The following is a 22,052-nucleotide window of genomic DNA, read 5'->3' as shown; positions in this document are numbered from 1 at the left end:
ATGAAGCTGTCCGACCTGTCCATCAAGCGGCCGGTGCTGGCCGTGGTGATGAGCCTGCTGCTGGTGGTGCTGGGCATCATGTCGTTCCTGCGCCTGACCCTGCGCGAGCTGCCCGCCATCGACCCGCCGATCGTCTCGGTGCAGGTGGACTATCCGGGCGCTTCCGCCGGGGTGGTGGAGACCCGCATCACCAAGCCGCTGGAGGATGCGCTGGCCGGCATCGAGGGCATCAACACCATCGATTCCAACAGCCAGAACGGCAGTTCGCGGATCAGCATCGAGTTCTACGCGTCGCGCGACATCGAGGCCGCCGCCAACGACGTGCGCAACGCGGTCAGCCGCGTGGCCGACCGCATGCCGGAGGAAGCGGACGCGCCCGAGATCAGCAAGGTGGAAGCCGATTCCGACGCCATCATCTGGTTCAACCTGCGGTCCACCACGATGGACCAGATGCAGATGTCGGACTACGCGCAACGCTACCTGGTGGACCGCTTCTCCAGTTTGCAGGGCGTGGCGCGGGTGTTTCTGGGTGGCAGCCAGCGCTATGCGATGCGGGTCTGGCTGGATGGCGACAAGCTGGCCGCGCGCGGCTTGACCGCCGCCGACGTCGAAAGCGCGCTGCGCAGCGAGAACGTGGAGCTGGGCGCGGGCCGCATCGAATCCACCCAGCGCGATTTCATCCTGCGGGTGGCGCGCGACTACACCACCCCCGAAGCCTTCGCGCAGATGCCGCTGGGCAAGGGCAGCGACGGCTACGTGGTGCACCTCGGCGACGTGGCGCGGGTGGCGCTGGAATCGGCGGAGCGCCGCGCCTATTACCACAGCAACGGCGAGCCGGCGATGGGTATCGGCATCGTCAAGACCTCCACCGCCAACAGCCTGGACGTGGCGGAGGCGGCCAAGGCCGAGGCCGACCGCATTCGCCCGACCCTCGCCAAGGGCACCGACATCTACGTGGCGTACGACAGCACCACCTTCATTTCGGCGGCGGTGGCGCGCGTATATGAAACGCTGGTGGAAGCGATCGTGCTGGTGCTGCTGGTGATCTGGCTGTTCCTCGGCAGCGTGCGTGCGGCACTGATCCCGGCGGTGACGGTGCCGGTCTGCGTGGTCGCCTCGTTCATCGCGCTGTACGCATTCGGGTTCTCGATCAACCTGCTCACCCTGCTGGCACTGGTGCTGTGCATCGGGCTGGTGGTGGACGATGCCATCGTGGTGGTGGAGAACATCCAGCGCCGCGTCGACCTGGGCGAGCCGGCGCTGGTGGCCGCGCGCCGCGGCACCAAGCAGGTGGCGTTCGCGGTGCTGGCCACCACCGCGGTGCTGATCGCGGTATTCCTGCCGGTGGGCTTCCTGCAGGGCAATACCGGGCGGCTGTTCCGCGAACTGTCGGTGGCGCTGGCGGCGGCGGTGGCGATTTCCGCGTTCGTGGCGCTGACCCTGACGCCGATGATGGCCAGCAAGCTGCTGCGCCCGCACACCGGCCCGCATGCCGTGCATGAAAACCGGGCCAGCGCGTGGCTCAATGCGCGTTTCATGACGCTGGCCAACGCCTATCGCGGGCTGCTGGGTCGCAATGTCCACCGCACCTGGCTGTTCGCTGGCCTGATGCTGGCGGCGGTGGTGGCGCTGCTGGCCTTGTTCAAGCTGTTGCCCAGCGAGCTGGCGCCGACGGAAGACCGTGGCTCCTTCCAATTGATGATGGAGGGCCCGGAAGGTGCCGGCTTCGATTACACCGTTGGCCAGATGAAGAAGGTGGAAGCGATCCTGGCCCGCGAAACCGGCCCCGACAAATCCATCCTGCGCGCCAATCCGCGTGTGCCCGGCAGTTTCGGCGCCAGCGAGGAAATGCACACCGGGCGCGCGATGGTGTTCCTGCAACCGTGGGACCAGCGTGACAAAAGCACGCTGGAGCTGGCGGCGGAACTGGAGAAGAAATTTTCCGGGCTGACCGGCGTGAAGGTGCGCACGATGGCCGGTGGCGGGTTGGTGCGCACCCGCGGCCAGCCGTTCCAGCTGGTGCTGGGCGGCCCCGACTACAAGGAACTGGCGCAGTGGCGCGACATCATGCTGGCGAAGATGGCCGACAACCCTGGCTTCATGGGCCCGGATTCGGACTACAAGGAAACCCGCCCGCAGATGCGCGTGGTGATCGACCGCCAGCGTGCCGCCGATCTTGGCGTCACCGCCGCGCAAGTGGGGCAGGCGCTGCAAACCATGATGGGCGGCATCCGCGCCACCACGTTCGTCGACAACGGCGAGGAATACGACGTGCTGTTGCAGGCGGGCCGCACCGGCCGTGATTCGGTGGCGGCACTGGAGTCCCTGCAAGTGCGCGGGCGCGGCGGGGTGCTGGTGCCCTTGTCGAATCTGGTGACGCTGAAGGAAGTGGCCGAACCCGGCACCTTGAACCGCTTCAACCGGCTGCGCTCGATCACCCTGAGCGCGCGCCTGGCCGAAGGTTATCCGCTGGGCGACGCGGTGGCATGGGCGCAGCAGACCGCGCGGGCATCGCTGCCGGACTATGCGCAGATCAGCTGGAAGGGCGAGTCGCGCGAATTGCAGCAGTCCGGCGGCGAGGTGCTGGTCACCTTCGCGCTGGCGCTGCTGATCGTGTACCTGGCGCTGGCGGCGCAGTTCGAAAGCTTCCTGCACCCGCTGGTCATCATGCTGACCGTGCCGCTGGGCGTGCTGGGTGCATTGATCGGCCTGTGGCTGACCCACGGCACCATGAACCTGTTCTCGCAGATCGGCATCGTGATGCTGGTGGGGCTGGCGGCGAAGAACGGCATCCTGATCGTGGAGTTCGCCAACCAGTTGCGCGACGCCGGTCGCAGCATCCACGACGCCATCGTGGAAGCGGCGGCGATCCGCCTGCGCCCGATCCTGATGACGTCCATCGCCACGGTGATGGGCGCAGTGCCGCTGGTGGTGTTTGGCGGCCCGGGGTCGGCCAGCCGTGCCACCATCGGCATCGTCATCGTGTTCGGCGTGAGCTTCTCCACCGTGCTGTCGCTGTTCGTGGTGCCGGCGTTCTACGCACTGCTGGCCAGGTACACGCATTCGCCGGAAGCGTTGGCGCATGCACTGGAAACGCTTGAAGCGCAAACCCCGCAAGCCGGCGGGCATGCGTGACAGCCGGCACCGCCGCCCGCAAGGTGGTGCCGGCACGCCAATGAGGTCTGGAAACCATGTCGCGACGCAACGAGCATTCCCCGCCTTCCAACCCGTCCCCGGTGTGGGGCAAGCAAGGGCCGGGCAAGCATTCCCATGCCAACCCCTCTGCCGCGAAGGGCGATGGGCATGAGAGTGCGGGCGAGGTTCGCTTGTATGGCCTGAACGCCGTGCAGGCGGTGTTTTCCAGGCGCCCGCAGGCGATTCGCAAGGTGTATCTGCTGGAATCGCGCATCCCGCAGTTGCAGCCGCTGCTGAAATGGTGCGTGGCGCAGCGCGTGGGTTATCGCGTGGTGGATGCGGGCGATTTGCAGAAACTTGCCGCCAGTGCGCATCACGAAGGCGTGGTGGCCGACGTGCTGCGGGCCGAGCCGGTGCCGCTGTCGAGCTGGCTGCGCGATCTGCCGGCCGGGCCGCACTGCGTGTTGTGGCTGGATGGGGTGGGCAACCCGCACAATTTCGGTGCGATCCTGCGCAGCGCGGCGCATTTCGGCGTGGCCGCGATCCTGCTGCCCAAGCATGCGCCGCTGGCACTGTCGGGCGCGGCGGCGCGGGTGGCCGAAGGCGGTGCCGAAGCGGTGCCGCTGGTGCGGCTGGGCCGCGAGGACAACAGCCTGGCGCAGTTGCGCGGTGCCGGCTTTCAGCTGGCCGCCACCGTGGTGCGCGGCGGTGGCGACCTGTTCGCCACCGCCTTGCCGCCGCGCCTGATCTACGTACTGGGTGCGGAAGGCGAGGGCATGTCGCCGGCGCTGGCCGCAGCCTGCGACCTGCGGCTGTCGATCCCCGGCAGCGGCGCGGTGGAAAGCCTGAACGTGGCCGCCGCCACCGCCGTGTTGCTGGCGCAGTGGGCACTGCGCCGTTGAAGGGTTGAGGCCGGTGCGGGTTACTTCTTCGGCGGGGCCGGCGGTGCCTTCAGGGCACTGCCGAAATCGCCCTGCGCATCGGCCGCCAGGTAGGCGAAGGCCGCATACGCGGCGACGTTCTGCGCCAGCTCGGCCGGGTCGATCTTGTCCAGGGTGTCGTCCGGCGTGTGGTGGTAGTCGAAATACTTGCTGGCGTCCTGCGCCAGTCCGGCGCAGGCCATGCCGATGGCGTTGAACGGGGAGGTGTCGGGGCCGCAGCCTTCGGTGTCCTCGCGATGGGCGATGCCCAGTGGTGCCAGCACCTGCGCGATCTGCGCCACGGCATCCTTCGCGTAGTCGGGCACCTTGGCGTTGAAGGCATAGATGCGGCCGGCACCGAGGTCGCTTTCGGCGCCGATCTGGTGGCGGGTGATGCGTGCCTTGTGCGCCTCGGCATAGGCGCGGCCGCCGAACAGGCCCTGTTCTTCGTTGGCGAAGGCGATGACGCGGATCGTGCGCGCCGGGCGTTGCGCCTTCGGCAACCGGCCGATCAGGTGGCCGGCGGCCATGCTGATGCCGATGCCGGCCCCGTCGTCGATCGCGCCGGTCCCCAGGTCCCAGGAATCCAGATGGCCGCCGATGACGACCACATCGTCGGGTTTGCTGCGGCCGGTGATTTCACCGATGACATTCTGCGAGGTGTACTCGCCATTCCAGCCGCAATCCAGCGCCAGCTTGACGCGGGTGGGGCCCAGCGCCGCCAGCCGTGCCAACTGGTCGGCGTCGGGCAGCGACAGCGCCGCCATCGGGATGGGCGTCAGGCCGGGCTGGAAGCGGCTGATGCCGGTATGCGGGTTGCGATGGAAATCGGTGCCGGCCGAGCGCATCAAATAGCCGATCGCACCGGCTTTCACCGCCGCCGACGGGCCTGCACCGCGCACATGCGAGCCCAGGCCGTAGCCCTCGCCGGTGGGGGTGCGCGGCATCTGCACGTCGACGAAGGCGATCTTGCCGGCCAACGAGCCTGGTGCGGCGCTTTCCAACGCTTCCAGCGTGGCGAAGCGCACCACCTCGGCCTCCACCGTGCCGCCGGGGCTGCCGCCCAATGCGGTGACATGCAAGGGCTGCGGGTGCGCGCCCAGCACCTGCGCCGATTCGCTGCGCCGCTCCCACTTCGGGAACGTGACCGGCTCGGTCCACACCTTGTCATACCCCAGCGCCTTGAACATGGCCTTCGCCCATTCCACCGCACGGGCGTCGGCGGGGCTGCCGGCCATGCGCGGGCCCACTTCGGTGGTCAGCGATTCGGTGACGTGCCACGCGGTCTTGTCGGCCAGCGCGGCATCGCGTAGTTGCGTGGCCTGGGTGATGGCGGCATCGCCGATGCGGGTGGGCTGCCTGGCCAGCAGCGGCGTGGAAACCAGCAGGGCAAGGGCGGCGGCAAGGGCGGTGGCGCGCATGGGCAGGGTCCGGAACGGGAAAGCCCCGAGTCTAGGCCCGGGGCTTGGGGTGTTCCTGTGCCGGAAGTTACTTCTTCAGCGCGTCCCGGATCTCGCGCAGCAGCAGCACCTCTTCGGACGGTTCGGCCGGCGCCGCCGGCGCGGCTTCCGCCGGCTTGTGCAGCTTGTTGATGGCCTTGACCACCATGAAGATGGCAAACGCCACGATCAGGAATTGCAGGATGGCATTGATGAACTCGCCGTAGCCCAGCAACACGGCGGGCACGTCCTTGCCGGCGGCATCCACGCTGGCGGCCTTCAGGGTGAAGGCCAGCTTGGAGAAATCCACGCCGCCGATCAGCAGGCCGATCGGCGGCATGATCACCTTGTCCACCAGTGCAGAAACAATTTTGCCGAACGCGCCGCCAATCACCACGCCCACGGCGAGGTCGATCACGTTGCCGCGCATCGCGAACTCGCGGAATTCACGCATCATGCCCATCGGGTGCTCCGTTGCAGGTGGAAGGAGGACTTTACCCTGCCGTCGGCACGATGTGGCCCTGCACGCGCAGCACATCGCCGATGCGCGCATCGAAGTGGTCGCCCGGGTGCAATGCCGCCACGCCGGCGGGGGTACCCATGAACACCAGGTCGCCGGCGCGCAGGGCGAACAGCTTCGACAGTTCGTGCAGGATCTCCGGCACGTCCCAGATCAGCTGATCCAGCGTGGAGGCTTGCCGGCGCTGGTCGTTGATGTCCAGCGTGATGGGCTGCGCGGCCACCGGGCCGAATGCGGCAGCCGGCAGCAGCGTGGAGATCGGCGCGGAATGATCGAAGCCCTTGCCGGTATCCCAAGGCAGGCCCTTGGCCTTGGCGGCGGCTTGCAAATCGCGCCGGGTCAAATCCAGCCCCACGCCGTAGCCGAACACCAGTGCCTGCGCGGCTTCCAGCGGCAGCACGCCGGCGGGCGCATCGGCCCCCAGCGCCACCACCAGTTCCACTTCGTGGTGCAAATCCCGGGTGCCGGGCGGATAGGGCACCACGCCATCGGTGACGATGGCATCGGCGGGTTTCATGAAAAACGTGGGGCTGCCGCGCTCGGCTTTCGACGCCGGTGCCACGGCCCCCATTTCGCGCGCATGGTCGGCGAAGTTGCGGCCCACGCAGTAGATGCGTCGCACCGGGAAGCTGCCCAGTGGCATGCCGGCGAGATCACGGACGGGGATGCGCGGCGTGGCGGCGGCGGGGATCAGGTCCATCGGGCCGGGCCGCTCAGCGCGCCAGCGGCAGTTGCGCCTTGCCGACCACGCGGAAATCGCCGTCGATGCTGTCGCTGCGGGTGCGCACGCGCACCGGCTGGCCGCGCTGCACCCACAGCCGCCAGGCCAAGCCGCCCACCAGCATCGCCGCACCCACGAACACACCCACGCACAACAGCACCAGCAACAGCGCGACGCCCACGACCCCCAGCAGCACCCGCAGCAGCGGATGCCGGGGCCGGCGCGGTGCGCCCAGCAGCAACGAGGTGAATTTGCGGAAGGCGTGATGATGGAAGATCGACATCGTGATGCAAGTCCTGTGGTGCATGTCACCGTGACACAATGCGGCGCAGTATCGGCAGAACCAACGGGGCAGTTGTGAGCAGTTCGTTAAACGCAGGTGACGTTTTGGCGACTTTGAGCGAATTGCCGTTGGACAGCCTGCATGAGCGCGCGGTCACGATGACCGACGAACCCGAGTCGCTGATCCTGTATCGCGATGCCGCAGGGCAGGTGAGTGCCTGGTTGAACGTCTGTCCGCATGCCGGGCGGCGGCTGGACTGGAGCCCGGGGCAGTTCCTGCGCAGCAAGCAGGGCGAGTTGGTGTGCGCGGTGCATGGCGCCACCTTCGCGCTGCCGGGTGGCCAGTGCGTGGCCGGGCCGTGCCGTGGCGCGTGCCTGCGGGAAGTGGCGTTGCAATGCGACGGCGATGCGGTGCGGCTGGCCGCGGCCAAGGCCGGCGCGGCTCAGTAAAGCAGGTTGATCATCAGCACGATGATGGTGGTATAGAGCAGGGTCAGCGGGCCGCCGGAGCGCCACATGTCGCGCGCGGTGTAGCCGGCCGGGCCGGTGATCATCGACACCGACGGGTTGGACGCGGTGACGAAGTTGTTGGAGGCCGACAGCGCCACGATCAGCGCGAACGCGGTGGGGTTGCCGTCCACGGCCAGTGCCAGGTTGATGGCCAGCGGCACCATCACGATGGTGGCGCCGACATGGCTGATGACCATCGAGAACGCGGTGGTGAACAGCGCCAGTGCCAGTTCGATCAGCCACGGCGGCATCCCTTGCGGCAGGCGGTCGATGCTGTGCCCGGCCAGCCACGCGGCGGTGCCGCTGGAATCCATCGCCCAGCCCAGCGGGATCAGGCAGGCCATCAGGAACACCGTTTTCCAGTTGATGGCGGCGTAGGCCTCGTCCATCTTCAGCACGCCGGTCACCAGCATGCCGGCGACGCCGGTCATCAGCGCGATCGAGGTGGGGATGCGCGAGGACAGCGCCAGCAGCATGGAGATGGCGAAGATCGTCATCGCGATCTTGAACTTGTGCGGGCGCTGCTCGTCCTTCGGGTAGTCGGTGACCACCACGAAGTCGCGGCTGCGCGCGGCTTCGGCCAGGTCGGTCCAGATGCTGTGCAGCACCAGCATGTCGCCGGCGCGGATCGGGATGTTGCGCACGTCCTCGCGCAGCACCTGCTTGTCGCGGTTGATCGCCAGCAGGCTCAGCCCGTATTGGTTGCGCAGCCGCAATTGCGCCTGCGGTTTGCCGATGAAGCTGGATGTCGGCGGGATCACCGCTTCGGAAATGCCGGCGCGGCTGGGGTTGAACAGGTCGCCGAAGGCGCGCAGGCGCGTGGACAGGCGCAGGAAGTTGCGTTGCGCGAAATCGGCGATCTGCTGCCGCTGGCCCATCACCCCCAGCACGCTGCCCACCCAGATGCGGGTGTCGGCCGGCGGTGCCAACCGCGATTCGGTGCCGGTCTGCAGGGCCAGCAACAGGGGCGCGCGCGCCTGCGATTCGGCGTCGCTCACGCTCATCCCCACCAGCGGGCTGTCGGCGGTCACGGTGAGTTCGTGGATGTCGCCTTCGATGCCGTAGGCACGGGCGAAATAGCTGTCGGTGCGCGCGGGCGTCACCGCCTCGTCGCCATCCTCGCGCAGCAGGCGATGGCCGAAGAAGTGGAAGTACGCCAGCGATGCGGCCAGCAGCGCCAACCCGATCGGCAGCGGCGCGAACATCTTCAATGGCTGCAGGCTGGCCGCGCCGGACGGCATGCTGGCATTGGCCGACACCAGCAGGTCGTTGAGCAGGATCAGCGGCGAGTTGCCCACCATGGTCAGGCTGCCACCCATGATGATCGCCGCCGACATCGGCATCAGCAGGCGCGACAGGCTGATGCCGGTGCGTGCGGTCAGGCGCGAGGCTACCGGCAGGTACAGCGCGGTGGCCGAGGTGTTCTGGATGATCGCCGAGTTCAGCCCCGCCACCGTGGAGGCCAGCAGCAGCAGGCGCTGCTCCAGCCCGTGCGCGCGCCGCAACAGCCAGCCGGCCAGCCGGTTCAGCGCGCCGGTGCGATCCAGGCCCGCGCCCAGGATCATGGTGGCGATGACGTTCATCACCGCGTCCGAGGAAAACCCGCCGAACAGGTCTTCAGGCGCCACCAGCCCGGTCAACCCCAGCGCCACCAGCACCACCAGCGAGACCACGTCGGCGCGGATGCGCTCGAACAGGAACATCGCCATGGTGAACACCACCAGCCCCAGCACCAGCAGCATGTCGTTGGTGAGGGCGAGCGTGGTGTCCATCAGCGGTTGTGCGTGTGTCCGTGCGCGAAGCGGGTCAGGTGCGGTTGTACAGCAAATCCCACACGCCGTGGCCAAGTCGCTGCCCACGGGTTTCGAAATGGGTCTGCGGGCGCCAGTCCGGGCGCGGCACGCTGCCGCGCGGGCCGGCGACGTTGGCCAGGCCGGGGCTGGCGTCGAGCACGTCCCACATCTGTTCGGCGTAGTTTTCCCAGTCGGTGGCCAGGTGCAGGCGGCCGCCCGGGGCCAGCTTGCGCACCAGCAGCGCGGCGAAGGCCGGGTTCACCAGCCGCCGCTTGTGATGGCGCTTCTTGTGCCAGGGATCGGGGAAGTAGATGCGCACTTCGTCGAGGCTGCCGTCGGCGATCTCGTTTTCCAGCACTTCCACCGCATCATGGTGGTAGAGGCGCACGTTGCGCGCGTCGTCTTCCGCCAGCGCGTTGAGCAGGCGGCCCACGCCGGGCGCGTGCACCTCGATGCCGATGTGGTCACGCGCCGGATCGCGGCGGGCGGAGTACCGCAGTGCCTCGCCGTTGCCGAACCCGATTTCCAGGATGCGCGGTGCCTTGCGCCCGAACACGGCGTCGAAATCACGCGGGGCATCGCCCCGCGCGGTCGGTGCGTAGTCCAGGCCGAAGCGTGGCCACAGGTCGTCGAACGCGCGTTGCTGGGCGTCGGTGAAGCGGCCCTGGCGCAGCACGAAGCTGCGCACCTTGCGCACGCCATCGGTCACGGTGAACGGTTTGGGCGGCACCTTGGCGCCACTGCTGGAAAACGGGTCGGTCATGCGTCTGCCAACGGGGTCGGGGCCGCCATTGTCGCCGGTTGTCGGCTGTCGTGACGCAGCGCAGCGTGAGAACGTTATGATTTCATGAAACGATGCGCGACCATTCGCAGGCGTATGCCGCGATGCGCTGGCCGGCAACAGGCCAGGCCCGTCGTTTCCTTTCCACGTCACCCCCGAGGATGCCCATGAAAATCCCGTTCCGCCGGAGCCTGCTGACCGCCGCCCTGGCCCTGGCCGCCCTGCCGGCCTTTGCGCAGAGTGCCCCGCCATCGCCGTTCACCCAGACCATTTTCTTCGGTGACAGCCTGACCGACGGCGGGTTCTTCCGGCCGCTGTTGCCGCCGTCCTCGCAGGCGGTGACCGGCCAGTTCACCACCAATCCCGGGTACGTCTGGTCGCAGTACATGGCCGACTACTTCGGCAGCAACGCCAACGTGGCCTGGAAGGCCACCGGTGCCACCCCGGCCCCGGCCAGCGGCAACAACTGGGCGGTGGGCGGTGCGCGCGTTGCCGCCAACAGCGTGGGCGCGCTTGGCTACACGCCGTCACTGACGAGCCAGTACGCGGCCTATCTGGCCGCCGGCAACAAAGTGGACCCGAACGCCCTGTACGCCATCTGGGGCGGTGCCAACGACGTGTTCAAGGCGATCACCGATTACAAGACCGCCTACATGGGCGCGTTGCTGGGTGGCGGCAACGCCACGCAGGCCGATGCCGCCGGGCAGACCGCTGCCAGTGCCGTGATCGCCCCGGCGGTGACCGCCCAGATTGGCCTGATCGGCGCGTTGAAGACCGCCGGTGCCCAGTACATCCTGGTGCCCACCCTGCCCGACATGGGGCTGACGCCGTCGGCCGCGGCCGGCGGGGCGCCCGGCATCGCGCTGGCGCATGGCCTGTCCACCAACTACAACAGCGCGCTGTATGCCGGCCTGGCCAGCGCCGGCCTGCACGTGATCCCCGTGGATACCTACCACTTCCTGCAGGAAGTGGTGGCCAACCCGGCCCAGTTCGGCCTGACCAACGTCACCGGCGTGGCCTGCCTGACCCAGCCCGCGCCGGCGGGGGATTCCTCGCTGTTCTGCAACCCGCTGTCCACGGTGCCCAACGGTGCCAATACCTACCTGTTTGCCGATGGCGTGCATCCCACCTCGGGCGCGCACAAGGCATTGGCCGACCTGGCGATTTCGATGATCGACGGCCCGCGTGCGATCGCGGTGTTGCCGCATTCGGCGGCGATGGTCGGCCGCGCCCGCGCCACCATGGTGGACGGTGCGGTGGCTGGCATGGCGCAGGCAGGCGATGGCATGCAATGGTGGGCCGACATCCGCGGCGACCAGCAGCGCTTCAATGATTCCGTCGGCTTCGACGGCATGGGCGGCACCGGGTCCTTCGGCATCGGCTGGCGCAGCGGTCACCTGCTGTACGGTGCGTTCGCCGGTTATGGCCGCCAGAACATCGACTTCGGCTTCGATCGCGGCGAGTTCCGCCAGACCGATGCCAGCATCGGCGGCTTCGTCGGCTGGGCCGGTGACGGCCTGTGGGCCAATGGCCAGCTGAGCTGGACCAAGCTGGGCTACAAGGTGGACCGGCAGGTCAACCTGGGTCAGGCGGTGCGCGTGCACAGCGGTTCCCCTGATGGCCGCAACCTCACCGCCGGCGCCAGCATGGGCTGGAACTTCAAGCACAACCGCTGGGAGCATGGTCCGGTGCTGAGCGTGCTGTCGCAGAACATCCGCGTCGACGGTTATGCCGAAAACAGCAACCTGTCCACCGCGCTGGCCTACCCGGAGCAGAAGTTCGACTCGCTGGTCGGCAGCGTCGGCTGGCAGGCCAGCTATGCCATCAACGACCACATCAAGCCGTTCGCACGCCTGACCTGGGACCGCGAGTTCAAGGATGCACCGGCGCAGGCCTGGGCGCAGTCGCTGTCGATGCCGGGCACGCTGCCCTACGCGGTGCCGGGCCTGGCCTTCGACGACACCTACGGCACGCTGGCCTTCGGCGTCCGCAGTCAGGTGTTCGGGATGGACGTCACCACCGGTGCCAACGTCACCACCGGCCAGAAGGGCGGCAGCAACGCCAGCTTCTTCCTGACCGTCGGCGGCAAGTTCTGAAGCAGGCCGCAACGCGCGCGCCGGCGCGCGTTGCATCCCGGGTGGCCAACCCCTTAGACTGGCCGCCCGATGCGGGTGTAGTTCAATGGTAGAACTGCAGCTTCCCAAGCTGCTAGCGTGGGTTCGATTCCCATCACCCGCTCCAGACATTCCGGTGATCCACGCGCGGGGCGGTTCCTTCGGGGCCGCCCCGTTGTCTTCGGCGCTTTGTCCGCACGCGGTGGGGATGGCAGCATTGCCCGGTACCATGATGCCTACTCCTTGCCGCCGGGCCATCGCCCGATGGCGGATGTGACCACGCCCTGCCGGACCCTGCCGCCATGAAACTCGCCATCCTCTCCCGCAACGGCAAGCTGTATTCCACCCGGCGTCTGGTGGAGGCGGCGCGCGAGCGCGGGCATACGGTGCGCGTGCTGGATCCGTTGCGCTGTTACCTGCGCATCAGCAGCGATGGTTTCGACATGCGCTACAAGGGCAAGCCGGTGTCCGGCTATGCAGCGGTGGTGCCGCGCATCGGCACCTCGATCACGCGCTATGGCTGCGCGGTATTGCGCCAGTTCGAGCTGATGGGCAGCTACACGCCCAGCACGGCCACGGCGATCGCGCGCGCGCGCGACAAGCTGCGTTGCCACCAGGTGCTGGCGGCGGAAGGCATCGGCTTGCCGGCCACCGTCTTCGGCGACAACCCGGATGACACCAGTGACCTGCTGGCGATGCTGGGGCCGGCACCGCACGTGGTGAAGCTCAACGAGGGGACGCAGGGGGCGGGCGTGATGCTGACCGAAAAGCTGTCGGCTTCGCGCGCCACCATCGAGACGCTGCGCGGGCTGTACGCGCATTTCATCGTGCAGGAATTCGTGGCCGAGGCGAAGGGGGCCGACTTGCGCTGCTTCGTGGTCGGCGACCGGGTGGTGGCGGCGATGCGCAGGCAGGCCGCGCCGGGCGAATTCCGTTCCAACCTGCATCGTGGCGGCAGCGCCAAGCCGGTGCGTCCCAGCAAGGCCGAGGCGGCGATGGCGGTGCGTGCCGCGCGCATCCTCGGATTGGGGGTGGCGGGGGTGGACATGATCCGCAGCAAGCGCGGGCCGCTGGTGCTGGAGGTCAATTCCTCGCCGGGGCTGGAAGGGATCGAAGCGGCCACCGGGATCGATGTCGCCGGCGCGGTGATCGAGTACGTGGCGCATGTGGTGGTTGCGGGGCAACACAAGCGCAACGTGGATTTGACGGATTCTTAATCGCACCGGGTCCAGCATGTGCCCGTGGCCCGCTGCACTTCCCCCGTGGCGGATCATGCAGGGCAAATGTGACGTTTCGGCCCGGGTGCGCCATCGCCCGGGCCGTTGTTTGTCTGCGGCCCGGGCGTTTTGCCGCGCAGCCTGTGCAAGAATCGCGGGGAACCGGCGTCGCCCGCAGGGGTCATAGCCGGCACCCGCCGCCCACCGGAACCAGGCATGCGCATCCTCGTCATCGAAGACAACACCGACATTGCCGCCAACCTTGGCGATTACCTCGAAGAATGCGGGCATACCGTGGATTTCGCCGCCGACGGCATCACCGGGCTGCATCTGGCGGTGGTGCACGACTTCGATGCCATCGTGCTGGACCTGAACCTGCCCGGCATGGACGGCCTGGAGGTGTGTCGCAAACTGCGCGCCGATGCGCGCAAGCAGACCCCGGTATTGATGCTGACCGCGCGTGACTCGCTGGACAACAAGCTGGCCGGCTTCGATTCCGGTGCCGACGACTACCTGATCAAGCCGTTCGCGTTGCAGGAAGTGAACGTGCGCCTCAACGCACTGGCGCGGCGCGGGCGCGGCCTGCCGGCGCGGGTGCTCAACGTCGGCGAGCTGGAATACAACCTCGATACCCTGGAAGTGCACCGCGAAGGCAAGCCCATCCAGCTCAATCCCACCGCGCTGAAGATCCTGCAGGCACTGATGGAGGCCGCTCCGGCGGTGGTGACCCGGCAGGACCTGGAAAGCAAGGTCTGGGGCGAGGAGTTGCCGGATTCCGACTCCCTGCGTGTGCATATCCACGGCCTGCGGGCAATGGTGGACAAGCCGTTCGCCAAGCCGATGATCCAGACCCGCCACGGCATCGGCTACCGGATCGCCGCCCCCGATGCCGATGGTTGAAGTGGCCGCCCCGCGCGGCCGCCGGCGGCTGCGGACGCGCATCATCGTGTCGTTCGCGCTGCTGGGCTTCGGGTTGACCGCGCTGTTCGCGCTGGCGATGCTGCATTTGCGCAATCGGCTGGAAAACCAGCTGATCGAAAAAACGCTGCAACGCGAGGTGGCCAGCCTGGTGCGGCAAGTGGAGACGGCGCCCGACCGGCAGCCGTATTTCCTGATGTTCGACGCGCGCACCTTCAGCGACGCCAACGCCTACAAGATCAACCCGCTGTACCGCGACTTGCCGCCCGGCATCCATGAAATCCGCGAAACCGATGCCGTCGGCGCAATGCAGGTCTACAAGGTGGCCGTGCGGCGCGGCCTGAGCCAGGACGGCAAGCCTTTCACCAGCCTGGTGCGCTACAACATCACCGATGCGTCCGCCACGTCCGACCTGCTGACCCGCTGGTTGCTGGGTGCGGTGCTGGCCTTCAGCGTGTTCGCGTTGCTGCTGGGATGGTGGTCGGCCTCCAAGGTCATGGCACCGGTGTCCGATCTGGCGCAGCGGCTGCGCCGGTCCGGGGCGAGCTCGGCCCCCGAGGCGCTGGCACCGCATTTCCCCGAGGACGAGGTGGGTGAACTGGCGAAGGCGCTGGACGACTACGCCGCGCGCCTGACCGAGGTGGTGCAACGCGACCGCGAATTCAACGCCGACGTCAGCCACGAGCTGCGCACCCCGCTGGCGGTGATCCGCGGCGCGGTGGAACTGCTGCTGGTGCGGCCCGAGCTGGACGAACGCACGCGCACGCGGCTGGCGCGCATCCAGCGCGCCGAACAGCAATGCACCGACCTGATCAGCGCGCTGTTGCTGCTGTCGCGCAACGAGCGCGCGGTGGGCCAGTGCAACGTGGCGAAGGTGGCGCAGCAGCAATTGGACAGCCATCGTGCGCAGTTGGGGGGCAAACCCGTCGAGCTGCGCCTGGAGGGGGCCGCCGACGTGCAACTGGACGTGCCGGATTCGGCACTGGCGGTGGCATTGGGCAACCTGATCGGCAATGCGGTGAAGTACACGGCCAGTGGCGAGGTGGTGGTGCGCGTGCATCGCAAGGCGGTGGATGTGATCGATTCCGGGCCCGGGCTGAGTGCGGAGGATGCCGCGAAGCTCTTCACCCGCGGCTATCGCGGCACCCATGCCGGACATTCGCAAGGCGGCGGGATCGGGTTGTCGATCGTGCGCCGCCTGTGTGCCCTGTACGACTGGGATGTGCAGGTACGACCCGGGGCCGAGAAGGGCGTGGTGGCGACGCTGACGTTCGGGTGACGGTGGGGGCAGGCATAATAGGAAGCTGATTCCCAAGGGTTTCCCCCATGAATGCCGACGCACCGCTGACCTACCAGGTTGCCCCTTCCGACCATGCCCGCAGCGCCGAGCAGCGCGCGGCGATCCTTGCCGGGGAGCTGGGTTTCGGCCGGTATTTCACGGACCACATGGTGGCGATCCAGTGGGACAAGGCGCAGGGTTGGCACGATGCCAGGGTTTGCGCCTACGGGCCGCTGTCGCTGGACCCGGCTGCCTCGGTGCTGCATTACGGGCAGGAAATCTTCGAAGGCATCAAGGCGTATCGGCATGCCGATGGCTCGATCTGGACCTTCCGTCCCGAGGCCAACGGCGCGCGCCTGCAACGCTCGGCCGCGCGTTTGGCGCTGCCGCAGCTGCCGGTGGGCGAGTTCGTCGAATCGCTGCGCCAGCTGGTGGCCATCGACCATGCCTGGGTGCCGTCGGCACCGGAAAGCAGCCTGTATTTCCGTCCCTTCATGATCGCCACCGAGGCCTTCCTTGGCGTGCGTCCGGCACAGGCGGCGGGTTACTACGTCATCGCCAGCCCGGCCGGCGCGTACTTCGCCAAGGGTGTGGCCCCCGTGTCGATCTGGCTGTCCGAAGACCATGCGCGCGCGGCCAAGGGCGGCACCGGCGCGGCCAAGTGCGGTGGCAATTACGCGGCCTCGCTGTTGCCGCAGCAGGAGGCCTATGCGCAGGGCTGCTCGCAGGTGCTGTTCCTGGATCCGGTGGAAGGCCGGTACCTGGAGGAACTCGGTGGCATGAACGTGTTCCTGGTGTTCAAGGATGGCCGCATCGTCACCCCGGCGCTGTCGGGCAGCATCCTGGAAGGCATCACCCGTTCCAGCATCCTGCAATTGGCACGTGATCGCGGCCTGCAGGTGGAAGAGCGCAAGGTGAGCATCGACGAATGGAAGCAGGGCGTGGCCTCCGGCGACATCACCGAAGTCTTCGCCTGCGGCACCGCCGCCGTGGTCACCCCGATCGGCGAACTCAAGGGCAAGGGCTTCACGGTGGGTGACATCAACGCGCCGGCCGGTGAAGTCACCATGGCGATCCGCAAGGAGCTGACCGACATCCAGTACGGCCGCCTGCCGGATCGCCACGGCTGGCTGGTCAAGCTGCGCTGAGTGGCTGCGGTGGCTGCGCCGGTTACAGGTGCAGCCACCAGCAACCCAGCCGGCGGTGCAGGCCGAAGGTCGTGTGGGCGGGGGTGCGCCCGTCGGCCAATACCTGCTCGACGCGCAGGCCAATGACGGCACCGGCAGGCATGGCGGCTGCACCTGCATCCGGCGTGCTTGCGGCATGCAGCGGCTGCACGTCCACCAGCCTGCGCGTGGTGATGCGCAGCAATTGGTCCAGCACCGGGTTGGCGGAGGCCGTGCCCATCCCGGCCCAGTCATACAGGGCTGCAATGTGGTTGGCATCGCCCGACTGCAACGCGGCGGCCAAGGCCTCCGCAAGGCGGGTGGTGTCGCGCTGGCAAATCGCGGCCCGCGCATTGCGAGTGTTGCCGAGGGCGGCGGGCGGGGGCAGGCGGTTGCTGGCCCCGATGTCGGCGCAATTGCGGTCAGTGAACACCTGCGTGCCGTCCGCCGCCGTGCAGCGATGCACTTGCGCGTGCGCCCCCTGCCAGCAGGCCATGCCAGCCAGGAGCAGGAAACAGCGGAGGGCGATTCGCGACATCCCCGCAGGGTACGCGGGTGCCTGTGCCGGCGAAAGCGTCAACCCAGCCGTTGCAACACGGTCAAGGCCGGTTTCGCCAGGTTGAGCGTATAGAAATGCAGGGCCGGTGCACCCCCGGCGATCAGGCGCTGGCACAGCCCCGCCACCACGTCGGCGGCGAATTCGCGCAGGGCCTCGGCGTCGTCGCCGAAGGCGCGTGCGCGCTGCTGGACCCAGCGCGGAATCTCGGCACCGCAGCCTTCCGAGAACCGTCGCAACTGGGTGAAATTGGTGATCGGCATGATGCCGGGCACGATCGGAGCATCCACGCCCAATGCCCGCGCATCGTCGACGAAGCGGAAATACGCGTCGGCGTTGTAGAAGTACTGGGTAATCGCGCTGTTGGCACCGGCATCGAGCTTGGCCTTGAAGCGGCGCAGGTCGGCCAGTGCGTCTTCGGCCTGCGGATGGGTTTCCGGGTAGGCGGCCACTTCGATGTGGAAATGTCCGCCGTGTTCGGCGCGGATGAAGGCCACCAGCTCGTTGGCGTAACGCAGGTCGCCACTGCGTGCCATGCCCGAAGGCAGGTCGCCGCGCAATGCCACGATGCGGTCGCATCCCAATGTGCGGTACTGGCCCAGCAGGGTGCGGATTTCCTCGCGGCTGCCGCCCACGCAGGTCAGGTGCGGCACGCCGGCCATGCCGTGGGTGTCGCGCAGGCGCTGCACGGTTTCCGGGGTCTGGCTGAGCGTGGAGCCGCCGGCACCGAACGTCACCGACATGAATTGCGGTGCCAGTCCCTTGAGCTTGCGCACGGTGCGGTCGAACTGGGTGCGCTGCTCGTCGGTCTTGGGCGGGTAGAACTCGAAGCTGATCGGCAGCATGGCGGGACGCACGGAAGCAGGGTGTGTGCGGACTATATCGCTTTATGCGGATGAAAAGAAATAGCTGGTGCGCATGTCGCTGCAATGCAGAACGGGCACCTTGCGGTGCCCGTCGTGATGTTGCGGTGCCGCGCTGCCGGCGATGATGCCGGCGGTGCTCAGTAGCGGTAGTGCTCCGGCTTGAACGGGCCTTCCACGGGCACGCCGAGGTAGTCGGCCTGCGCGCTGGTCAGCTTGGTCAGCTTCACGCCGATCTTTTCCAGATGCAGGCGCGCCACTTCCTCGTCCAGCTTCTTCGGCAGGATGTAGACCTTCGGATCGTAGAAGTCCTTGTTCGCCCACAGGTCGATCTGCGCCAGGGTCTGGTTGGAGAAGCTGTTGCTCATCACGAAGCTGGGATGGCCGGTGGCGCAGCCCAGGTTGACCAGCCGCCCTTCGGCCAGCAGGAAGATGCTGTTGCCGCCCGCGAAGGTGTACTTGTCCACCTGCGGCTTGATGTTGGTGTGGGTGAGGCCGGGCAGCGCCTTCATCGCATCCACCTGGATCTCGTTGTCGAAGTGGCCGATGTTGCAGACGATGGCCTGGTCCTTCATCGCCTGCATGTGCGCGACGGTGATGATGTCCTTGTTGCCGGTGGTGGTGACGTAGATGTCGGCGCGGCCCAGGGTGTCTTCCACCGTGGTGACTTCGTAGCCTTCCATCGCCGCCTGCAGGGCGCAGATCGGGTCGATTTCGGTGACGATGACGCGCGCACCGTAGGCTCGCAGCGAGGCCGCCGAGCCCTTGCCCACGTCGCCGTAGCCGCAGACCACCGCCACCTTGCCAGCCAGCATCACGTCCATCGCGCGCTTCAGGCCGTCGGCCAGCGACTCGCGGCAGCCGTACAGGTTGTCGAACTTGGATTTCGTCACCGAGTCGTTGACGTTGATCGCCGGCACCAGCAGCTTGCCGGCTTCGGCCAATTGGTACAGGCGGTGCACGCCGGTGGTGGTTTCCTCGGAGACGCCCTTCCAATCCTTGACCACGCGCGTCCAGTAACCCGGGCGCTCGCCGGCGACGCGCTTGAGCAGGTTCTTGATCACCTGTTCCTCATGGCTGCCCGAGGCGGAATTCACCCAGCTGTCGTCGCCCTGTTCCAGCTCGTAGCCCTTGTGGATCAGCAGGGTGACGTCGCCGCCGTCATCCACCACCAGTTCCGGGCCGGTCAGGGTGCCGTCGGGCAGGGTGAAGGTCAGCGCGTCCAGCGTGCAGTCCCAGTATTCCTCCAGCGTCTCGCCCTTCCACGCGAACACGGGGGTGCCGGTGGCGGCGATCGCGGCGGCGGCGTGGTCCTGGGTGCTGAAGATGTTGCAGGACGCCCAGCGCACGTCGGCACCGATGTCCTTCAGCGTCTCGATCAGCACCGCGGTCTGGATGGTCATGTGCAGGCTGCCGGTGACGCGCACGCCCTTCAGCGGGGCCAGCGGCGCGTACTTGCGGCGGATCGCCATCAAGCCGGGCATCTCGTGCTCGGCGATGTCGAGTTCCTTGCGGCCCCAATCGGCCAGGGCAATGTCGGCGACCTTGTAATCCCCTTCGGTCGAGAAGGTTCTGGCAACAGCGTTCATGCGGTTCTCCGGTTTCTTGCCCGCCTCCCGGGATGCGGGGGAGGGCTGGGTGAGTGCAAACCGGGCGCCGTTGCCTAGCGATGCCGAGCCTGGTCGCGTGGCCCATGGCCGTACGATCGCAGCGCCCCTCGGCGGTGGCGCATTGTAGCGTGTCGGACGGCAGGCCCGGCAGGCCCGGCAGGCCCGGCGGGTTCAGGCCGGCGGGGGGATGCGGGTATGCTGTCGGCCCCTTCTGGACCCGCCGCATCGCCATGACCGACCACGACACTCCGCCCGACCGCCTGTCCAACGACGTCCGCAGCAAATTCCACGACGAGGCCTTGCTGGAGCGCGGCATCGGCATCCGCTTCAACGGCGTCGAGCGCAACAACGTCGAGGAATACTGCATCAGCGAGGGCTGGGTGCGGGTGCAGGCCGGGCGTTCGCTGGACCGGCGCGGCATGCCGATGACCATCAAGGTCAAGGGCAAGGTGGAAGCGTGGTTCCTGGATGCCGCCGGCGAAGCCGAAACGCCGGCTGACTGAGCTTCCGGCAGTGCATCCGGTGGCCAGTCGAAGCGTGGATACTCGGGGTCATCCACCACGGAGACCGAACATGCGCGGCAAGACGTTTGTCCTCCCATTCGCGTTGGTGCTGGCACTGGCCGGCTGTGCCTCCACCGGCAATGCCAACATGCTGTCGGCGGGTGCCCCGCTTGCGCTGCCGGCATCCGGCCCGGTCAGCGTGGCCTGGGCCGACCCGGCCACGTTCACCGAGATCAAGGCCAGCGGCAATCGCCAGGCCGCCGCCGAAGGCGAATGGCTGGTCCAGCTCGCGCAGTACATGCGCAAGCAGGCCACCAAGACATTGCCGGCCGGGGATCGCCTGGAGTTGACCATCCTCGACATCCAGCGCGCAGGCCGCTACGAGCCCTGGCAGGGCGTCGAACGCCAGGGCGTACGCATGATCCGCGACATCTATCCGCCGCGGATGACGGTGAAATACCGGCAGACCGATGCCGGTGGTGTGGTGGTGGCGGAAGGCGAGCGCAAGATCACCGATCCTGCCTTCCTGACCAATGCCGCGCCGTTCAACGACTCCGATCCGCTGCGCTACGAGAAACGCATGATCGACAGTTGGCTGCGGCGGGAATTCCGCGATCCGGTCGCCGGGCGCTGATCCCCGGGTCCGCGCCTTGCCACGCACGAAGCCGCCTGCGGGCGGCTTCGTCGCATCGGGCCGGCGTGCGTCGCATGCCGCGCGTACTGCACCCGGCGGGTGCCATGGGCGGCAAGGAAAATCCGACGCGCATGCGGGAGGTGCGCTGATGGCGACGGCGCTGCGGTGGCGGGATGCTGGCCTCCCGCCTGCATTGGAATCGCCATGGACCTGCGCACCGCCCTGCTTGCCCTGTTGCTGCCAGCCGCCTGCTGCACGCCCGCGCCCGCCTGGGCCACGCTTGCCCCCGCGCCAATGCTGGCCACGCGCCTGCAAGGTGATATCGACGTGGCCGGTTATCTGGTCAGCGAAAAACTCGACGGCGTGCGCGCCCGCTGGGATGGCCGGCAATTGCTGACCCGCAACGGCGACCCCATCGGTGCCCCCGCCTGGTTCACCGCCGGCTGGCCCGCGCAGGCGCTCGATGGCGAGCTGTGGATTGCGCGCAGCCGGTTCCAGCAGATCAGCGATCTGGTGCGTGCCCTGCGGCCGGACGATGCCGCGTGGAAGTCGGTGCGCTTCATGGCGTTCGATCTGCCAGCCGATCCCGGCGTCTTCGGCCAGCGCGCGGCGCGCCTGCAGGCGCTGGTGGCATCCACCCATGCGCCGCATCTGCTGGCCATCACCCAGCAGCGATTGGACAGCCGGGCCGTGCTGGATGCGCGATTGCGCGCGGTGGTGGCCGGTGGCGGGGAGGGCCTGGTGTTGCATCGCGTGGATGCGCACTATCGCGGCGGGCGCAGCGACGACCTGCTGAAGTACAAACCGGCCGCCGATGCGGAAGCGCGGGTGGTCGGCTACCGCCCCGGCAACGGCAAATACGCAGGGCTGGTCGGTGCCCTGCTGGTGGAAGACGCGCGCGGCCGGACATTTGCGCTGGGCAGCGGGCTGTCCGACACCGATCGCCTGCATCCACCGCGACCGGGCAGCGTGGTCACCTACCGCTACGACGGCCTGACCGCCAAGGGCACGCCGCGCTTCGCCCGCTACCTGCGGGTGCGCTCGCCCCACTGATCGCAGCGCTGGTGGCGGACTGCTGCGGCTTCGTCGGC

At 67.9% G+C, this 22,052-nt stretch carries 20 protein-coding genes, 1 tRNA gene and 1 riboswitch; of the genes, 12 read left to right on the top strand and 9 right to left on the bottom strand.

Annotated elements, in window-relative coordinates:
• Positions 1-3,135, top strand: a complete 3,135-nt coding sequence (locus tag ACE3OK_RS01305; protein ID WP_374247705.1) for an efflux RND transporter permease subunit — start codon at positions 1-3, stop codon at positions 3,133-3,135.
• A gap of 56 nt (positions 3,136-3,191) precedes the next feature.
• Complete coding sequence (locus ACE3OK_RS01300) at positions 3,192-4,037, top strand: TrmH family RNA methyltransferase (protein ID WP_374247704.1); 846 nt, start codon at positions 3,192-3,194, stop codon at positions 4,035-4,037.
• A 20-nt stretch (positions 4,038-4,057) separates the two neighbouring features.
• Here ACE3OK_RS01300 and ACE3OK_RS01295 read toward each other — a convergent pair whose 3' ends face one another.
• From ACE3OK_RS01295 to ACE3OK_RS01280, 4 genes are all read right to left on the bottom strand, one after another.
• Positions 4,058-5,476, bottom strand: a complete 1,419-nt coding sequence (locus ACE3OK_RS01295; RefSeq protein WP_374247703.1) for a M28 family peptidase — start codon at positions 5,474-5,476, stop codon at positions 4,058-4,060.
• A 67-nt stretch (positions 5,477-5,543) separates the two neighbouring features.
• On the bottom strand, positions 5,544-5,957 hold the full coding sequence (gene mscL, locus ACE3OK_RS01290; protein ID WP_374247702.1) for a large-conductance mechanosensitive channel protein MscL: 414 nt from the start codon (positions 5,955-5,957) through the stop codon (positions 5,544-5,546).
• Between the two features lie 31 nt (positions 5,958-5,988).
• Positions 5,989-6,714: a fumarylacetoacetate hydrolase family protein gene (locus ACE3OK_RS01285; RefSeq protein WP_374247700.1), complete on the bottom strand. Its 726-nt coding sequence runs from the start codon at positions 6,712-6,714 to the stop codon at positions 5,989-5,991.
• Positions 6,715-6,727: 13 nt separating this feature from the next.
• Positions 6,728-7,018, bottom strand: a complete 291-nt coding sequence (locus tag ACE3OK_RS01280) for a hypothetical protein (RefSeq protein ID WP_374247699.1) — start codon at positions 7,016-7,018, stop codon at positions 6,728-6,730.
• A 38-nt stretch (positions 7,019-7,056) separates the two neighbouring features.
• Here ACE3OK_RS01280 and ACE3OK_RS01275 point away from each other — a divergent pair, with 38 nt between their 5' ends.
• Positions 7,057-7,467, top strand: a complete 411-nt coding sequence (locus ACE3OK_RS01275) for a Rieske (2Fe-2S) protein (RefSeq protein ID WP_374247698.1) — start codon at positions 7,057-7,059, stop codon at positions 7,465-7,467.
• Here the strand turns inward: ACE3OK_RS01275 and ACE3OK_RS01270 are convergent.
• Positions 7,461-9,299, bottom strand: coding sequence for an SLC13 family permease (locus tag ACE3OK_RS01270; RefSeq protein WP_374247697.1), 1,839 nt, complete (start codon positions 9,297-9,299; stop codon positions 7,461-7,463). The two genes, ACE3OK_RS01275 and ACE3OK_RS01270, sit on opposite strands and share 7 nt — an antisense overlap.
• 34 nt (positions 9,300-9,333) lie before the next feature.
• Positions 9,334-10,083: a tRNA (guanosine(46)-N7)-methyltransferase TrmB gene (gene trmB, locus ACE3OK_RS01265; RefSeq protein WP_374247696.1), complete on the bottom strand. Its 750-nt coding sequence runs from the start codon at positions 10,081-10,083 to the stop codon at positions 9,334-9,336.
• 212 nt (positions 10,084-10,295) lie between these two features.
• Between trmB and ACE3OK_RS01260 the strand changes: the two genes are divergently transcribed.
• From ACE3OK_RS01260 to ACE3OK_RS01235, 6 genes are all read left to right on the top strand, one after another.
• Positions 10,296-12,197 (top strand): autotransporter domain-containing protein, encoded by a 1,902-nt coding sequence (locus ACE3OK_RS01260; protein ID WP_374247895.1) that lies wholly within the window; start codon positions 10,296-10,298, stop codon positions 12,195-12,197.
• A 71-nt stretch (positions 12,198-12,268) separates the two neighbouring features.
• Positions 12,269-12,342, top strand: a tRNA-Gly gene (locus ACE3OK_RS01255).
• A 175-nt stretch (positions 12,343-12,517) separates the two neighbouring features.
• Positions 12,518-13,432 carry a 30S ribosomal protein S6--L-glutamate ligase gene (rimK, locus tag ACE3OK_RS01250; RefSeq protein ID WP_374247695.1) on the top strand — a complete coding sequence of 305 codons (915 nt, stop codon included), beginning with the start codon at positions 12,518-12,520 and terminating at the stop codon, positions 13,430-13,432.
• Positions 13,433-13,648: 216 nt separating this feature from the next.
• Positions 13,649-14,332 (top strand): response regulator transcription factor, encoded by a 684-nt coding sequence (locus ACE3OK_RS01245; RefSeq protein WP_374247694.1) that lies wholly within the window; start codon positions 13,649-13,651, stop codon positions 14,330-14,332.
• Complete coding sequence (locus ACE3OK_RS01240; protein ID WP_374247693.1) at positions 14,319-15,629, top strand: sensor histidine kinase; 1,311 nt, start codon at positions 14,319-14,321, stop codon at positions 15,627-15,629. Before ACE3OK_RS01245 ends, ACE3OK_RS01240 begins: the two co-directional genes overlap by 14 nt.
• Before the next feature lie 47 nt (positions 15,630-15,676).
• Positions 15,677-16,777, top strand: coding sequence for a branched-chain amino acid aminotransferase (locus tag ACE3OK_RS01235; RefSeq protein WP_374247692.1), 1,101 nt, complete (start codon positions 15,677-15,679; stop codon positions 16,775-16,777).
• Between the two features lie 22 nt (positions 16,778-16,799).
• Here the strand turns inward: ACE3OK_RS01235 and ACE3OK_RS01230 are convergent, their stop codons facing one another.
• The 3 genes from ACE3OK_RS01230 to ahcY all read right to left on the bottom strand — a co-directional run bounded on the left by ACE3OK_RS01230 (position 16,800) and on the right by ahcY (position 19,803).
• Positions 16,800-17,333 carry a hypothetical protein gene (locus tag ACE3OK_RS01230; RefSeq protein WP_374247691.1) on the bottom strand — a complete coding sequence of 178 codons (534 nt, stop codon included), beginning with the start codon at positions 17,331-17,333 and terminating at the stop codon, positions 16,800-16,802.
• A 38-nt stretch (positions 17,334-17,371) separates the two neighbouring features.
• Entirely contained in the window at positions 17,372-18,196 is an 825-nt protein-coding gene (gene metF / locus ACE3OK_RS01225; RefSeq protein WP_374247894.1) for a methylenetetrahydrofolate reductase [NAD(P)H], read from the bottom strand.
• Between the two features lie 158 nt (positions 18,197-18,354).
• Positions 18,355-19,803 carry an adenosylhomocysteinase gene (ahcY, locus tag ACE3OK_RS01220; RefSeq protein ID WP_374247689.1) on the bottom strand — a complete coding sequence of 483 codons (1,449 nt, stop codon included), beginning with the start codon at positions 19,801-19,803 and terminating at the stop codon, positions 18,355-18,357.
• 55 nt (positions 19,804-19,858) lie between these two features.
• Positions 19,859-19,937: riboswitch (S-adenosyl-L-homocysteine riboswitch) on the bottom strand.
• Between the two features lie 117 nt (positions 19,938-20,054).
• Here ahcY and ACE3OK_RS01215 point away from each other — a divergent pair.
• The 3 genes from ACE3OK_RS01215 to ACE3OK_RS01205 all read left to right on the top strand — a co-directional run bounded on the left by ACE3OK_RS01215 (position 20,055) and on the right by ACE3OK_RS01205 (position 22,014).
• Positions 20,055-20,327, top strand: coding sequence for a DUF3297 family protein (locus ACE3OK_RS01215; protein ID WP_374247688.1), 273 nt, complete (start codon positions 20,055-20,057; stop codon positions 20,325-20,327).
• A gap of 70 nt (positions 20,328-20,397) precedes the next feature.
• A complete protein-coding gene (locus tag ACE3OK_RS01210) occupies positions 20,398-20,961 on the top strand; it encodes a DUF3016 domain-containing protein (protein WP_374247687.1) in 564 nt (187 codons plus the stop codon).
• A 204-nt stretch (positions 20,962-21,165) separates the two neighbouring features.
• On the top strand, positions 21,166-22,014 hold the full coding sequence (locus tag ACE3OK_RS01205; protein ID WP_374247686.1) for a DNA ligase: 849 nt from the start codon (positions 21,166-21,168) through the stop codon (positions 22,012-22,014).
• The last annotated feature ends 38 nt before the right edge of the window (positions 22,015-22,052 follow it).

The sequence above is a fragment of the Thermomonas sp. genome, assembly GCF_041905325.1.
Taxonomy (GTDB): domain Bacteria; phylum Pseudomonadota; class Gammaproteobacteria; order Xanthomonadales; family Xanthomonadaceae; genus Thermomonas.
This window is presented reverse-complemented; position numbering and strand designations above follow the sequence as displayed.